Source organism: Nonomuraea sp. WAC 01424, assembly GCF_003947315.1.
GTDB classification, from domain to species: Bacteria; Actinomycetota; Actinomycetes; order Streptosporangiales; family Streptosporangiaceae; genus Nonomuraea; species Nonomuraea spiralis.
Genome location: NZ_QHHZ01000026.1, coordinates 23,557 through 38,615, shown reverse-complemented (window position 1 = coordinate 38,615; position 15,059 = coordinate 23,557). Strand labels below are relative to the sequence as shown.

Annotated in this window: 14 protein-coding genes; 3 read left to right on the top strand and 11 right to left on the bottom strand. The window is 72.6% G+C overall.

The genetic code is table 11. The features are described 5' to 3' along the window. The first annotated feature begins 14 nt into the window (after nucleotides 1-14). Nucleotides 15-1,175: an MFS transporter gene (locus DMB42_RS48220; protein WP_185845258.1), complete on the top strand. Its 1,161-nt coding sequence runs from the start codon at nucleotides 15-17 to the stop codon at nucleotides 1,173-1,175. A gap of 10 nt (nucleotides 1,176-1,185) precedes the next feature. Here DMB42_RS48220 and DMB42_RS48215 read toward each other — a convergent pair whose 3' ends face one another. The 6 genes from DMB42_RS48215 to lhgO form a co-directional block, all read right to left on the bottom strand. After that, nucleotides 1,186-2,790, bottom strand: coding sequence for a YfjP family GTPase (locus DMB42_RS48215; protein ID WP_125647489.1), 1,605 nt, complete (start codon nucleotides 2,788-2,790; stop codon nucleotides 1,186-1,188). Next, the gene (locus tag DMB42_RS48210; protein WP_260478372.1) at nucleotides 2,787-4,544 is read right to left on the bottom strand and encodes an ABC transporter; all 1,758 of its coding nucleotides are present in this window, start codon (nucleotides 4,542-4,544) and stop codon (nucleotides 2,787-2,789) included. The genes DMB42_RS48215 and DMB42_RS48210 overlap by 4 nt, the downstream gene beginning before the upstream one ends. Nucleotides 4,545-4,653: 109 nt before the next feature. Then, entirely contained in the window at nucleotides 4,654-5,313 is a 660-nt protein-coding gene (locus tag DMB42_RS48205; RefSeq protein ID WP_125647791.1) for a response regulator transcription factor, read from the bottom strand. An 83-nt stretch (nucleotides 5,314-5,396) separates the two neighbouring features. Beyond that, nucleotides 5,397-6,809: a HAMP domain-containing sensor histidine kinase gene (locus tag DMB42_RS48200; protein WP_125647486.1), complete on the bottom strand. Its 1,413-nt coding sequence runs from the start codon at nucleotides 6,807-6,809 to the stop codon at nucleotides 5,397-5,399. After that, nucleotides 6,809-7,501 (bottom strand): response regulator transcription factor, encoded by a 693-nt coding sequence (locus DMB42_RS48195; protein ID WP_125647483.1) that lies wholly within the window; start codon nucleotides 7,499-7,501, stop codon nucleotides 6,809-6,811. Before DMB42_RS48195 ends, DMB42_RS48200 begins: the two co-directional genes overlap by 1 nt. Before the next feature lie 17 nt (nucleotides 7,502-7,518). Beyond that, complete coding sequence (gene lhgO, locus DMB42_RS48190; RefSeq protein ID WP_125647481.1) at nucleotides 7,519-8,766, bottom strand: L-2-hydroxyglutarate oxidase; 1,248 nt, start codon at nucleotides 8,764-8,766, stop codon at nucleotides 7,519-7,521. A 16-nt stretch (nucleotides 8,767-8,782) separates the two neighbouring features. On the opposite strand from lhgO, the gene DMB42_RS48185 reads away from it, so the two are divergent. Beyond that, a complete protein-coding gene (locus DMB42_RS48185; protein ID WP_125647478.1) occupies nucleotides 8,783-9,154 on the top strand; it encodes a hypothetical protein in 372 nt (123 codons plus the stop codon). A gap of 9 nt (nucleotides 9,155-9,163) precedes the next feature. On the opposite strand, the gene DMB42_RS48180 is transcribed toward DMB42_RS48185, so the two are convergent. Continuing rightward, nucleotides 9,164-10,159, bottom strand: coding sequence for a hypothetical protein (locus tag DMB42_RS48180; protein WP_260478370.1), 996 nt, complete (start codon nucleotides 10,157-10,159; stop codon nucleotides 9,164-9,166). A 47-nt stretch (nucleotides 10,160-10,206) separates the two neighbouring features. Beyond that, a complete protein-coding gene (locus DMB42_RS48175; protein WP_185845256.1) occupies nucleotides 10,207-11,487 on the bottom strand; it encodes an MATE family efflux transporter in 1,281 nt (426 codons plus the stop codon). Nucleotides 11,488-11,548: 61 nt separating this feature from the next. Between DMB42_RS48175 and DMB42_RS48170 the strand changes: the two genes are divergently transcribed. Further along, nucleotides 11,549-12,517: an aldo/keto reductase gene (locus DMB42_RS48170; protein WP_125647469.1), complete on the top strand. Its 969-nt coding sequence runs from the start codon at nucleotides 11,549-11,551 to the stop codon at nucleotides 12,515-12,517. Between the two features lie 109 nt (nucleotides 12,518-12,626). On the opposite strand, the gene thpR is transcribed toward DMB42_RS48170, so the two are convergent. From thpR to DMB42_RS48155, 3 genes are all read right to left on the bottom strand, one after another. Beyond that, complete coding sequence (gene thpR / locus DMB42_RS48165) at nucleotides 12,627-13,184, bottom strand: RNA 2',3'-cyclic phosphodiesterase (protein ID WP_125647466.1); 558 nt, start codon at nucleotides 13,182-13,184, stop codon at nucleotides 12,627-12,629. A 66-nt stretch (nucleotides 13,185-13,250) separates the two neighbouring features. Then, nucleotides 13,251-14,492 (bottom strand): MFS transporter, encoded by a 1,242-nt coding sequence (locus DMB42_RS48160; RefSeq protein WP_125647463.1) that lies wholly within the window; start codon nucleotides 14,490-14,492, stop codon nucleotides 13,251-13,253. A gap of 23 nt (nucleotides 14,493-14,515) precedes the next feature. Next, a complete protein-coding gene (locus DMB42_RS48155) occupies nucleotides 14,516-14,962 on the bottom strand; it encodes a MarR family winged helix-turn-helix transcriptional regulator (protein ID WP_221762696.1) in 447 nt (148 codons plus the stop codon). Nucleotides 14,963-15,059: the final 97 nt, after the last annotated feature.

The following is a 15,059-nucleotide window of genomic DNA, read 5'->3' as shown; positions in this document are numbered from 1 at the left end:
TTATGGGATGGAATGTGCCATATCGTGCGCTGGTTCGGCTGCCCGGCGTGGGCCCGCAGGCCGTGTTCGGCTTTCTGTCCCAGCTCACCCAGCAGGTCGCGCCCGTGGGGATGGTGCTGGTCGTCCAGGCGGAGCTCGGGTCGCTGGCGCTCGCGGGCACGTGCGCGGCGGCGTTCTCGGTCGGCGCGGGTGCGGCCAGGCCCGTGCAGGGGCGGCTCATCGACCGGCGCGGCGCTCGGGCGGTGCTCGCTACGACGGCGTTCCTGCACGTCGCCGCACTGATCGCGCTGGTCGCCGGGGCGGCGGCCGGATGGCCGGTGTGGGCGTACGTGGTGCTGGCCGGGGTCGCGGGGGCGGGGTTGCCGCCGATCTCGGTGAGCATGCGCGTCGAGTGGGGGCGGCGAGCGGCCGACGCCGGTCGCACCGCCGTCTACAGCCTGGTCTACCTGGTGCAGGAGCTGGCCATGCTGGTCGGGCCGCTGCTGTTCGGGCTGGTGATCGCGGTGGCCTCGTCCTCGCTGGCGCTGGGGGTGGTGGCGGTGGCCACCGGGGCGGGCACGCTGGCCTTCTCCCGGGCGCTGCGGGTGGGCGGGGCGCCTCTCGTACGGGAGGGCGGGCGGGTCTTCAGGGACCGCGGGATGTTCGTGTTGCTGGCCGTGGTGTTCCTGCTCGGCGGGACCATCGGCGCGCTCCAGGTGGGGGCGCCCGCGCTGGCCGCGGCCCGGGACGTGCCCGCCGCCGCCGGGCTGCTGGTGGCGGCACTCTCGCTGGGCGGCATCGCGGGGGCGGCCGGGTACGGGGCGCGTACGTGGGCGTCCTCGCCTGGGGCGCGGCTGGTGGGGTTGATGCTGGTGCTCGGGGTCGTGCTCGCGCCGCTGGCGGTGGCCGGGTCGTTACCGGTGTTCTGGGTGGTGCTCTTCGCCGGCGGGCTGGTGCTGAACCCGGCACTGACCACGTCGTCGCTGCTGGTGGACCGGTTCGCGCCGGGGGCGCAGGGGGAGGCGTTCGGGTGGTTGTCCACGGCCGTGGGGATGGGCGCCGCGGGCGGGTCGGGGGTGGCGGGGGTGGCCGGGCAGTGGTTCGGGGAGTCGGCGCCGTTCCTGGTGGGCGCGGGGTCCGCCCTGCTGGGGGCGCTGCTCGCGGCCCCGCTGCTCACCCGCGACCGGGCGCGGTGAGGCGAGGTGGTCAGGAGCGGGCGATGGTGACGGCTTCGGTGAAGTGGGTGTAGCGGGCCAGTTCGGCCGCCACCGGGGCGAGCACGTACTCCTCGCCGACCTGGCCGATCGCGGCGCGCAGGGCCCGTGCCGTACGTCTGGCCCGGCGCCGCCCGCCCGCCCACGCCGCCAGGCGGGACAACATCGCGATCAGCACCCCGGCCAGCGCGCCGCCCGCCAGCAACACGGTCGGCCACGGCACCGCGCCCACGGTCGGGAGCGGCGGCTGCGGCAGGCGCAGGTAGTCCATCCCGAACAACACGCCCAGCCACAGGGCGCCCGCCGCCATGGCGGCGAAGACCAGCCATTGCAGCACGTTCACCATCCGCCACCAGCGCGGCCGGCGGGTCGCGCCGGTGGCGGTCCGGCCCACGGCCCGGTCCACCGCGTCGGCCAGCTCCGGGGAGCGCGAGCGCGCCGCCTGCCGCACCGCGGCCGCCCACGGGCCGGGCAGGTCCACCGCGGCCGCCTCGCCGACGTCCCTGATCGCCGTCTCGACCTGCGCCCGCTGTACGGCCGACGCCGCCGGCACGGACGTACGCCCCACGATCTCCTTGTCCGGCTTCCCCACCCCGATCCTGAGCCTGCGCAACGGATCGGGACGGAACCTGCGCAACCACCGGGTAACCGGCCAGCCGGTGGCGACCACGGCCCGGTGCCGGTGCCCCTTGGCCACGGCCTCTAGGACGAGCGGCACCCCGGCGGCGGCCGACAACGCGCCCGTGAGCCGCCGGTCCAGCCCGGCCGCCTGCTTGGCGGGAACCGTACGCGAGCCGTCCACGGCCAGGTGACCGGCGGCGGGCCGGTCGTCGGCGGCCAGGCGGGCGGCCCACGACTCGCGTTCGGCGACCCGGTCGGCCAGGATCGAACGCAGTTCCGGCACGCCGGCGCCCGTCCTGGCCGAGACCGCCAGCACGGGCACGCCCGTGAGCCCGTCCTCCTCCAGCAGGCGGCGCAGGTCGGCCAGGCAGCGGTCCACAGCCTGTGGAGGCAGGCGGTCCACCTGGTTGAGCACCACCAGCATCACGTCGCGGTGTGCGGCCAGCGGGCGCAGGTAGCGCTCGTGCAGCGCCGCGTCGGCGTACTTCTGGGGGTCGACGACCCAGATCAGGAGGTCGACCAGCGCGACCAGGCGGTCCACTTCCAGGCGGTGGGAGAGCCGGATGGAGTCGTGGTCGGGCAGGTCGAGCAGCACGAGACCGGACATCCCGGGCGCTTCGGGGGCGGAGTGGCGGAGCGGCACGTCGAGCCAGTCCAGCAGCGGGCCCGCGCCCTCGCCGTCCCACAGGGCGGCCTGGGCGGTGGAGGTCGTGGGCCTGGTGACACCCACGGCGGCCAGGTCCTCCCCGGCCAGGACGTTGTACAACGAGGACTTCCCGCTGCCGGTCGCGCCCGCCAGGGCGGCCACGGTGTGGTCCACCGAGAGGCTGCGGCGGGTCCCGGCCCGTTCCGCGACGGACCTGGCGGCGGACACGTCCTGCTCGGGCAGGCGTCCCTCGCCCAGTTCGGCGGCCTCCAGCAGGGCGGCCAGCCGGGAGTCGAGCGAGGGCCCCTCCTTGCGGCGCAGCAGCTTCACGCCTCCTCCCCGAGGTCGGGAGCGGGCAACTCGACCGTGGGTGCGGTGGGGGCGGGGAGTTCGGTACGGCGGTCGCGGACGGCGTGGGCCGCGGCGCGCAGGGCGTCGGCCGTGCCCCGGGGCGGTTCGACGGTCTCCAGCCGGACGGTGAACCGGGCGGCCTCCTCCTCCAGCAGCACCCGTACGCGTTCCCGCAGGTCCTCGCGGGCCCGCGTGGTCAGCGAGCGCACGGCCTGGTCGCCGAACACGGCCTCCAGCAACTTCTGCGACAACACGCTCGTACCGCCCGCGATGCCGACCTCGATCCCGGTCAGCCCGCCGGTCGAGGCGAACACCGCCAGCATGAGCAGCAGCCCGGCCCCGTTCACCCCGAACGAGGCGATCCGGGCGGTGGTGCGCTTCTCCGCCCCCTCCTCGCGTACCAGGTCGAGGACGAACTCCTGCCAGCCGCGCACCGCGGCCTCAGCCCGTTTTCCCAGGTCGGGCGAGGCACGGCCGAGCCGCGCGGCCTCGACGGCGCCGATCCGGTCGAGCAGCCCGCCCCCGCCCGGCGCGGCGGACCAGCCTTCGAGCGCGCGTTCGGCGGCGCCGTCGGCCGCGCCCCTGATCAGCGGCTCGACGCCGCTCTCCAGGGCGTCCTTGAGCTCGGCGGCGGGGGCGCGGCCGGTGAAGAAGCCGACGATCCGGTCACGCAGCCACCCCACCCGGCTCTCCAGGGAACGCATGAGGTCGCCGGTGCCGATGAAGTCCTGCCAGCGGGCCAGCACCTCGCCGCGCAGCAGCGACCCGTCGCGCATGCCCTCGTCGAAGTCGGCCATGCCGCCCGCGTACGCGCCGGTCACGATCGTCCGCAGCCCGTCGAAGGCGGCCTGCTGGCGCTCGACGGCCGTGGCCAGCGCGGGGACGCGGGTGTCCAGGCTGTCCAGGGCGCCCGACAACGTCTGGCGGACGACCCGGGAGCGTTCGGCGGCGTCGGCGGCCAGCCCCGTGAGCCAGGAGACGATGGGCCGTACGGACTCCTCCGGCAGCCGCGCCTTCTCGTCGGGCAGCGCGGCCTCCGGCACGGTGAACAGCCGGGTGCCCGACAGGCCGTTCTCCGCCAGGAGGCGGTCAAGGTCGCGGGAGAGGGGCTCGACGGCCTCGGGCGCGATCCGGTCGAGGACGACGGCGAGGGCCGTGCTGCGTTCGCGGGCCGAGCGCAGGAAGCTCCAGGGCACCTCGTCGGCGTACCGGGCGGCGGTGGTGACGAACAACCACAGGTCGGCGGCGGCGAGGAGCTGGGCGGCCAGCTCCCGGTTCGCGGTCACCACCGAGTCGATGTCGGGCGCGTCGAGCAGCGCCAGCCCGGCGCCGAGCGCGTCGGAGGGGCCCACGCGCAGCGCGCCCGCTCCGCCCGGACCGCCGGTGCCGCGGGACAGGCCGGGCAACACGTTCTGGCCCACGAACCAGTCGCGGTCGGCCGGATTGACGACGAGCGTGGGCACCAGCGTGGTGGGCCGCAGGACGCCCGGCTCGGCCACGTCGGCCCCGACCAGCGAGTTGACCAGCGTGGACTTGCCCGCCCCGGTGGACCCGCCGACGACGGCGAGCAGCGGCGCGTCGATCGCCCGCAGCCTGGGCAGCAGGTAGTCGTCGAGCTGACCGGCCAGCTCGCGCAGCGCACGCCGGTCGGCCGCGGCCTCGCCGATCGCCAGCGGGAACAGCTCGCGATCGAGCGGGCGGCGCAACGACTCCAACGCGCCCAGCAGATCCATAGGTGCCAACCCCGCTTCCCGCGGTACGCCGCTCGACACCTGCGGCCCGCAGGTCCACGCTACGGTGAGTGCCCGGGACGGTCCACAGGGCGTGACCGCGAGTCGGGGCCTATCCGGCGGGCGGGGGCTCCCTGAGCACGTACCCGACGCTGCGCAGGGTGTGGATCAGGCGGGGTTCGACGTCGTCCACCTTGCGCCGCAGGTAGGAGACGTACGACTCCACGACGCCCGCGTCGCCGCCGAAGTCGTAGTTCCACACGTGGTCGAGGATCTGCGCCTTCGACAACACCCGGCCGGCGTTGACCATGAAGTAGTGCAGCAGCTTGAACTCCGTCGGCGACAGCCGGACCTGGCGGCTGGCCCGCCACACCTCGCGGGCGTCCTCGTCCAGCTCCAGGTCGGCCACCTTCAGCCGGCTCGCGGGCGCGCCCTCGGTCCTGGTACGCCGCAACACCGCCCGGATCCTGGCCTGCACCTCCTCCAGGCTGAACGGCTTGGTGACGTAGTCGTCGCCCACCCGCAGCCCGGCGATCTTGTCCTCGGTGGCGTCACGGGCCGTGAGGAACAACACGGGCGCGTCGATGCGCTTGGCCACCTCGAACCCGTCCAGATCGGGCAGCATGACGTCGAGCACCACCAGGTCGGGCGCGGCGCGTTCGGCGACCTCGACGGCCTCCTGCCCGTCGCCGGCGGTCAGCACCTCGAACCCGGAGAATCGCAGGCTGGCGGAGAGCAGGTCCCTGATGCTGGGCTCGTCGTCCACCACCATGATCAGCGCCTCGCGGACCTCGCGGAGCTCGGGTTTCGTCACACACCCAGAGTGACGCAGGCACCTGAGGGTTAGCTGAAGGGTCACTCCAAGGCGAGTGGGAGTTCGACCCTGAAGGTGGAGCCCTCCTCGGGCGAGCTGGTCAGCGTCACGGTCCCGCCGTGGGCCTGGACGAGCGCCTGCACGATGGCCAGGCCGAGCCCGCTGCCGCGGTCCTCGGAGGAGCGGCGGCGGCTGCGCGCCGAGTCGGCGCGGTAGAAGCGTTCGAAGACCCGCTCGACCTGGTCGGGGGTCAGGCCGGGGCCGCTGTCGGCGACCTCGGTGAAGACCGTGTCGTCGGTCGCGCCGGCGCGTACGACGATGGGGGTGCCGGGCTCGGTGTGCACGATCGCGTTGGTCATGAGGTTGCTGATGACCTGCCGCAGGCGTACCTCGTCGCCGGAGACGATGAGGGCCGCGCCGCCGAGCACGTCCAGCTTCACCGTACGGTCGGGCGCGAGGATCCGGGCGTCGTGCACGGCGTCGGCGACCAGGGCCAGCATGTCGACCGGGCGCATCCGCAGCGGGCGCTGCTGGTCCACCCTGGCCAGCAGCAGCAGGTCGTCCACGAGCAGGCTCATGCGTCCCGCGGCCTTCTCCACGCGCTGCATCAACTCGGCGGGGTCGGCGCTGGGATTCTGGCGGGCGTACTCGGCGAAGCCGCGGATCGAGGTCAGCGGGGTGCGCAGCTCGTGGGAGGCGTCGCCGACGAACTGGCGCATGCGGTCCTCGGAGCGGCGGGCCGCCTCCTCGGACGCCGAGCGCGCGGCGAAGGCGGTCTCGATCTGGGCGAGCATGCCGTTGAGCGCCCTGGCCAGGCGGCCCACCTCGGTACGGGGGTCGGCGTCCGGCACCCGGCGGCCCAGCTCGCCGCCCGCGATGGCCTCGGCCGTACGCTCGATCTGGCCGAGCGGACGCATGCTGCGGCGCACGATCGTGACGCCCGCCACCGCCAGGATGAGCAGGATGCCGCCGCCGCCGAGCAGCTCGATCAGCACGAGCCGCCGGGTGATGGCGTCCACCTCCTCCAGGTCCACGGCGACGACCAGCGTGCGCCGCTGGATGACGCTCTGCAGCACCCGCCACTCGCCGTCGCCGCCGACGGCCGGCGCGGTGTAGGCGTCGGTCCCGGGTGACTCACGCAGTACGGGCTTGGGCTTGACGTCCACGTCGCGGTCGCGCAACATCGGGACGAACTGCTCGCCCGGCTCCTTGACCAGCGCGATCGCGTCGGACTCGATGAGGATCGGGCGATCCGGGGTCTCCCGGTCCCTGCGCCAGTCGCTCACGACCTTCTTGTGCATGCGCACGCTGAGCAGGTTGAGCTGGCTGTCCACCCGGTCCATGAGGTAGCCGTGCAGCACCGAGACGCTGACCAGGCCGACGAAGGTCATGCCGCAGCCGAGCAGGGCCAGCATCGCCGCGATCAGCTTGACCCTCAGCGGCAGGGCTCTCATCAGGGGCTCGGCGGCAGGCGCAGCACGTATCCGACGCCCCGCAGGGTGTGGATGAGCCGGGGGCTACGGTTGTCGATCTTCCTGCGCAGCACGGAGACGTACGACTCCACGATGCCCACCTCGCCCCTGAAGTCGTAGTCCCAGACGTGGTCGAGGATCTGGGGCTTGGACAACACGCGCCCGGCGTTCGTCATGAAGTAGCGCAGCAGCTTGAACTCGGTCGGCGAGAGCGAGACGGCGTTGCCGCCGCGCCAGACCTCGTGGCTCTCCTCGTCCAGCTCGATGTCGGCGAAGGTCAGCCTGGGCGGCGCGGCCTGCGCGTCCCCGCTCGTACGGCGGAGCACCGCGTGGATCCTGGCCACGACCTCCTCCAGGCTGAACGGCTTGGTGACGTAGTCGTCGCCGCCGATCGTGAGCCCGCGGATCTTGTCCTCGGTCTCGTCGCGGGCGGTCAGGAACACCACGGGCGTGTGCAGCCCGCCGCTCCGCATCCGCCGGACGATCTCGAACCCGTCCAGGTCGGGCAGCATGACATCGAGCACGACGAGGTCGGGCCGGTGCCGTTGCACGGCGCTGACGGCGTCGAGGCCGCTCTTGGCCGTGGTCACGTCGAAGCCCGCGAACCTCAGGCTCGCGGCGAGGAGTTCGAGGATGTTGGGGTCGTCCTCGACGATCAGCAGGCGTGATTCCATCACATCCAAGGATGCCCTCATCGGGAGAGTGCTGGAACAATTCCGGCAATATGCCGGGCAATTGCCAGACTTGAGGTCGCCGCCGGCGAGGGCGCGTTGCGGACCAGGACGACGCCGCCCTGGACGTCCACCACGAAGTCGTCGACCAGCCGGCCGTCCCTGGCGACGGCCTGGGCGCGTACGCCGCCGCCGGTCCTGACGAGGTCGGCGGCGGTGAGCTCGGGCACGTAGCGGCGGGCGGCCTTGACGAAGGCACTCTTGACGAGAGAGCCGTAGACCTCTTTGATCCCGGTACGCCAGTGGGTGCGAGCCATGCGAAGCGTTCCCGGCCAACGCACAATTTGACCGAAATTTCGCATATTTCGCCATGTGTAGCCTTCGTAGGCCAGGGCCAGCACCGCGTTCGGCCCCACCAGCACCTCGTCGTCGATGTGCCGGGTCAGGTGCACCCCCAGGAACGGGTAACGCGGGTCCGGCACCGGATAGATCAGCCCGCGTACCAGCTCCCTGGCCGCCCCCGCCAGCGCGTAATACTCGCCCCGGAACGGCACGATCCGTACGTCCCCCGGCGCCCCGGCCATCCTGGCGACCGCGTCCGTGCCGAGCCCGCCGCAGACCACGAGCCGGTCGAAGGTGAACCTCTGGCCGCCCGCCAGCACCTGGACGCCCCTCGACGTCTCGCGGATCGCCCTGACGGGGTGCGACAGGCGTACCGAACCGCCCAGTTCCGCCACGTCGAGGGCGAGCGCGCGGGCGACGGCGGGGAAGTCGGCGATGGCGGTGTGCGGCGAGTGGATCGCCGCGACGCCGACCGCGTGCGGCTCGATCTCGCGCAGCGCGAGGGCGTCCAGCTCGGCGACGCCCGGCACGCCGTTGGCCCGCGCCCGCTCGGCCAGCGCGCGCAGCGGCGCGCGCTCGGCCCGGGTACTGGCCACGACCAGCTTGCCGACCTCGCGGTAGGGCAGCTTGCGCTCGGCGCAGTACGCCTTGAGCAGCGCCACGCCCTCCCGGCACAACCTGGCCTTGAGCGAGCCCGGCGGGTAGTAGATCCCGGCGTGCACGACGCCGCTGTTGTGCCCGGTCTGGTGCGCGCCGACGCGGGCCTCCTTGTCCAGGACGGTCACCTCCGCGCCCCTGGAGGCGGCGAGCTCGCGCGCCACGGCCAACCCGACGATCCCCGCCCCCACGACACCGATTTTTTCCGTCACACACCTGATTTTCCTGGTAAAGGCCCCCCTGCCGCCATACCTCCGCGAATCGAACATGAGTACGATGGCCCCCATGTACGTCCCGCCAGAGTGGCCCGCCGAGGTCCGCCCGCCCAGCGTCCCCGACTGGGAGACCTCGGCGGTGGCCCGGCTGCTCGACGCGGTCCCGCCCGACTACCGGGCCTACGAGGTGCTCAGGCGCCACCCGGTGGCGCTGGCCCGCATGGCCAGGCACCACGTGCGGTCCGCGGTCGAGGCGGCCAGGGCGGGTTATCGCGGCGCGGCCGTCGACCTCAAGGGCCACCTGCCGCCGCACGCCATCGAGGCCGTGCTCGACACCTACCGCGAGGAGGGGCCGCGGCTGGTGCGCCTGTCACGCTCGATCGACGTGGTCGAGCGCGCGCTGCGCGGCGACATGTTCACCGCCACCATGCGCAACCCGTGAGACCCCGGCTCAGCGGGTGCGGCGGGCGATGAAGGTGATCACCCCGGTCGCCCCCGCCGCCGCGGCCAGCCAGATCAGCACGTCCTTGGCGGACAGGCCGCCCCCGTCGGTGGTGTCGGACGGGCGCGCGCTCTCCTCGGCGGCGACGGGCTTCGGCGTGGGGGTGCGCGTGGCCTGGGCGCGTTGAGGCAGCGGCACACGGTAGACCGGGCTGTTCGGGCCCTCCGAGCCGACCAGCAGCGCCTTGCCGTCGGCGGTGTAGGCGATCGACTCCGCCTGCCGCAGCTCCGGCATGGTGACCCTGGCCAGCGTCTCCCCCGAGGGGCGGAAGAGGGTGGCCGAGAAGTACGTGCGGATGACGTAGGAGGAGCCGTCGGGGGCGTAGGCGGCGTCCGTGGCCATGATCGGGGCCGCGGCGACCCGGCGCAGCACGTTGACCTTGGTGGTGCTGAGCTTCTTGGGCGCGGCGTAGACCGACCCGGAGAACTCCTTGGACACGACGTACAGGCGGCCGGTGCGTGGGTTGATCATGATGCCCTCGGCGTTGCGTCCGCCGCCCGCGTACCGGAAGCGGTAGCGGGTGGCCGGCAGCGTGGCGTCCTTGAGCGTGCGGGGCTCGGTCACCTTGTAGATCGACACGTCGGGCCAGGCGCCGTCGAGGTTGTCGCCGATGTCGGCGAACCAGAGTGCGCCCTGGCCGGTGGCGGGGTCGCGGCTCGCGGCCATGGCCTCCCAGTCGCGGGCCTGGGCGCCCCGCAGGTGGAAGGTCGCCTTCGTACGGCCGTCGCCGCCGACCGCGTAGAAGACGGGGGCGGCCGAGCTGTCGTTGTGGGTGTAGTAGACGTTCGCGTGGGTGGGCGAGACCGCCAGGCCGCTCGACTCGGTGATGTCGCGGTCCTTGAACGTGAACAACTTCTCCGGCCCGTCGTCGTCCGCCCACGCCGGAGCCGCCGGCAACGCCGACAGCGCGAACGTCGCCGCCACGGCGGCCAGAATCCGGAACACGACATCCCCCACCTCGCCATCATGCCCCACGACTCCGCCCGGAACGCTCAGGCCGCCGCCTCGGCCACGCCCACGCGGGCGCTGTGGCGGTGGAACCCGGCTCCCTGGAGCACCACGAGCAGGATGTTGGCCACCGCCATGGCCACCCAGAGCCCGGTGATGCCCCACGTCCGCGCCACCGGTACGGCGGCCGCCAGCAGCCCGCCGTAGCCGAGGACGAAGTAGGCCAGGCTCGCCCCGGACCGCTTGAGCGCGGTGAGCCCGATGCCCTGCACGGCCTGCGCGGCGTCGGCCAGCGACGACAACAACATCAGGGGCAGCAGCCCGAGAGCCCGCTCGCGTACGGCCGCGTCACCGGTGAACAGCCCGAGCACCTGCTCGCCCAGCAGGAGCAGCACCAGGGCCCCGGCCAGCGTGCCGGCGACGGCGAGCAGCGCGGCGGTGCGGTTGGCCCGCCGCGCCCCGGCCACGTCCCGGGCGCGGGCCACCTCGGGCACCGACGCCTGCGCCACGGACAGGGAGGCCAACATGAGGAGCCCGGTGAGCGTGGTCAGCACCGCGTGGGCGGCGGTGTCGCGGGCGCCGGTGGTGCTCGCGGCGAACGTGACCACCCCGAGCACCCCGAACTTGATCAGCACGGTCGCCGCCAGCGGCACGCTGACCCTGGCCAGGCGGACGATCTCACGTACCCGGGGCCGCGCCTGCCCGATCGGCCGCCCGAGCGCCCGGCGCAGGTCCCCGCTCGCCACGACCGCGGCGATCACCCCGGCGACCACCCAGGCCACGCCCACGCCGTCGAGGCCGAGCGGCGGCACCAGCACCACGGTCAGCGCGCTCAGCACCAGGCCGAAGACCAGGCTCGGCCAGAGCACGGCGCGGCTGCGCCCGAGCGCCACCAGGATCGTGCTCGCACCGCCGGTCGAGGCGAAGACCAGCAGGTAGGCGGCGAGACACCAGGGCAGCAGGCCCAGCTCGCCGACCACCTCGCCGGGCACCCCGCTGACTCGCGCGAGCACGGGCACGCAGACCACCGCGACCGCCCCCAGCGTGCCCATGACCAGGCTGAGCCAGCGCGCGTCACGTACGACGGGCACCGCCGCGCCCGGATCGTCCCGGTACGGCGCCACGAACGGCCCCAGCCCCCGCAACGCGCCCTGCACGGCGGCACTGGCGGGATTGAGCACCGCGGCCATCACCGCGAACGCGGCCAGCGCGACCGTGTCGTGATTGCCGAGCACGGACGTGACCACCAGCGTGCCGACCATGCCCGTGACCATCGCCAGGAAGAGCGGCACCGCGGCCCGGAGCAGGACGATCACGACGACCACGCGGAGATCATGGTTCCAACCTATGGCCTGGAGCGCGCTCCAGGTATTTAGTGTGGACCCCATGGACTATGTCAACCTCGGACGCAGCGGCCTCCAGGTGAGCCCGCTCTGCCTCGGCACGATGAACTTCGGCCCGCTGACCTCGGAGGAAGACTCCTTCGCGATCATGGACAAGGCCCACGAGCTGGGCATCAACTTCTTCGACACCGCGAACGTCTACGGCTGGAAGAAGGGCGAAGGGGTCACGGAGAACATCCTGGGCCGCTGGTTCGCCCAGGGCGGAGGCCGCCGCGAACGTACGGTCATCGCGACCAAGCTCTACGGCGACATGGGCGACTGGCCCAACGAGCGCCGCCTGTCGGCGCTGAACATCCGCAGGGCCTGCGACGCCTCGCTGAAGCGCATGCAGACCGACTACATCGACATCTACCAGGCCCACCACGTGGACCGGAACACACCTTTCGAGGAGTTCTGGGAGGCCATGGAGATCCTGCGCCAGCAGGGCAAGGTCATCTACGTCGGCTCGTCCAACTTCGCCGGCTGGCACATCGCGAAGGCCCAGGAGACGGCGGCGCGGCGCGGCACGTTCGGGCTGACCAGCGAGCAGAGCCACTACAACCTGCTCACCCGCGCGGTGGAGCTGGAGGTGCTGCCCGCCTGCGAGGACTACGGCATCGGCGTGATCCCGTGGAGCCCGCTGGCCGGCGGCCTGCTCGGCGGCGTCCTGCGCAAGATCGACAAGGGCCGTTCGGCCTCCGACACCATGGTCAGGGAGCTGGACAAGCACCGGGACAAGATCGAGGCGTACGAGAAGCTCTGCGACGAGCTGGGCGAGGACCCGGCGTACGTGGCGCTGGCCTGGCTGCTCAGGCAGCGCGCGGTCACCGCCCCGATCATCGGCCCGCGCACGCTGGAGCAGCTCGAAGGCAGCATGCACACCCTGGAGATCGACCTGGACGAGGCCACTCTGGCCCGGCTCGACGAGATCTTCCCCGGTCACCGCACCGCGCCGGAGGACTACGCCTGGTGATCCCGTACGCGGGCGTCAGGTCAGCAGGGCGCCGAGGACGACGATCAGGAGCAGCAGGCCGAGCACGACGGGCAGCAGCCAGGGGCGAGGACGGTCCACGCCCTGGAGCCTAGTCCCGCTTCACGGGTGCGAGCGCCCATTCTCCGAGTGACTCGTACCTCACCTGGGGGCCGGTGTGGCTGCGGAACAGGTGCAGCCGCTCGGCCTGCCAGGGCGTCCCGGCGAACCCGGCCAGCGACTCCACCAGGTCCCGCAGGTCCAGGTCCGTCCGGGCCCTGGCCAGCGTGAGGTGCGGATGGAACCGTTTCTCGTCGGTCTGCACGGCCCCCGCGCGGCGACCGGCCGCGCGGGCCGAGTCGGCCAGCCGGGTCAGCGGGTCGCCCGTGACCCCGGCCCACAACACCCGGGCCCGCCGCGCGGAGGAGAACGCCCCGGCCCCGGCGAGGGCCACGTCGAGCACCGTGTGCCGGTGGGCGGCCCGCGCCAGGCGCGTCTCCAGGTCGGGCAGCGCCCGGTCGGGCACCTCGCCGTAGAAGGCCAGCGTGAGGTGCCAGGTCGGGCGGCCCGGCCAGCGCAACCCGGGCACCTGCCCGACGTACGGCGCCACGGCCCGCTCGACCTCGTCGAGCACCTCGTCCGGCGGGACCACAGCCGCAAACAGCCTCATGTCAAGCGATTGTCCCCGGCCGCACCCCGGATCACGCCCCGGATCACGTTCTGGATCACGCCCCGGTCATGCCATCGCCAGCGCCGGCCTGGCCATCCGGTTGCCGATCAGCCTGGTCATCAGCACCGCGAGCCCCGTACCCACGAGGACGAGCACGCCCGACAACAACACGCCCGTACGCGGCCCGCCCAGCTCCGACAACCACCCGATCAGCGGCGCCCCGACAGGCGCTCCGCCGGTGAAGACGAGCATGTAGATGCCCATGACCCGGCCCCGCATCTCGGGGGACGTGGCGATCTGCACGCTGGCGTTCGCGGCCGTGTTGATGGTGATCAGCGCGATCCCGGTCGGGACGAGCAGCAGCAGATAGACGGGGTAGAAGGGGGCCAGCCCGGTCAGCACCTGGAACAGCCCGAACCCGATCGCCCCGGCGAAGAGCACCTTGCGCGAGAGCCTGGCCCGCCGCGCCGCGAGCAGCGCGCCGCCCAGCGCGCCCACCGCGAACATGCTGGACGCCAGCCCGAACGACGACGCCCCCGCGCCGAACTCCTCGCGGGCCATCAGCGCGATCGACATCGAGAACGACTGCGAGAACATCGACACGAAGGCGATCAGCAGGATCGGCATGAGCAGTTCCTGCCGCCCCAGGACGTACCGCAGCCCCTCCCGGAGCTGCCCCTTGGCCCGCGGCACCGGCTCGGACAGGTTGAGCTCGGACTTCCGCATGAAGATCAGACTGGAGATCACCGCGCCGAACGTGAGCGCGTTGATCAGGAAGATCGGTCCCGTGCCGCCCAGCACGGAGATCAGGATTCCGGCCAGCGCCGGGCCGACCACGCGGGCGAGGTTGAAGATGGAGCTGTTCAGGGCGATGGCGTTGGGCAGGTCCTGCCGCCCGACCATCTCGACCACGAACGCCTGCCGGGTCGGCACCTCCACGCAGGAGATCATGCCGAGCAGGAACGCCATCACGAACACGTGCCAGACCTGCGCGGTGCCGGTCATCGTCAGCACGCCGATGGTGAGCGCGAGCACCGCCATCATCGACTGGGCGGCGATGAGGATGGGCCGCTTGGGGTAGCGGTCGGCCAGCACGCCGCCGAAGAGGCCGAACAGCAACATGGGCAGGAACTGCAGCGCGGTCGCCAGGCCGAGGGCCGCCGCGCTGCCTCCCACGCCGTGCGGGCCCTTGGTCAGGTCGAGCACCAGCCAGTCCTGGGCGGTGCGCTGCAGCCAGGTGCCGACGTTGGAGACGGCGCCACCTGCCGCGAACATGCGGTAATTGCGAACCTTGAGCGACCGGAACATCCCGGTCTTGGGTTGCTCAGGCTCTATATCCTGCTGAGCTTCTCCAGGATCGGCGCCGCCTGCCGCAGGATCGACCGCTCCTCCGGTGAGAGCTCCTTCAGCCGCTGTGTCAGCCACGCCTCCTTGCGACGGCGTTCCTCCTTCAGCAACGTCAGGGCGGCCTCGGTCACGGTCACGGTCACCTGGCGCCGGTCGGTCGGATGCGGGGTGCGGGCGACCAGGCCGCGTTCCTCTAGCGTGGCGATCACGCGCGTCATCGAGGGCGGCTGCACCTTCTCTAGCTCGGCCAATTCGCCGGGGGTTATCCCGGAATGCCGTTCCACGGCGGCGAGCGTCGCGAACTGGGTGGGCGTCAGCGAGTGCGCCGCCGCCTGACGCCGGAGTCGCCTGGTCAGCCTTGCGTTCGACACGCGCAGGGCTGAGGCCAGGCCCGCGTCGCTGCGCAGGTCCATCTTGGGCTGGTTGTTCATTAGCACGTCTCATTACCTTTGCTAACTATATGCGAAGGCAAGATATTTCCCTAGGTAGGTTCGTCTCACTCCTTGATACCCAGAAGCCGCCCCACTC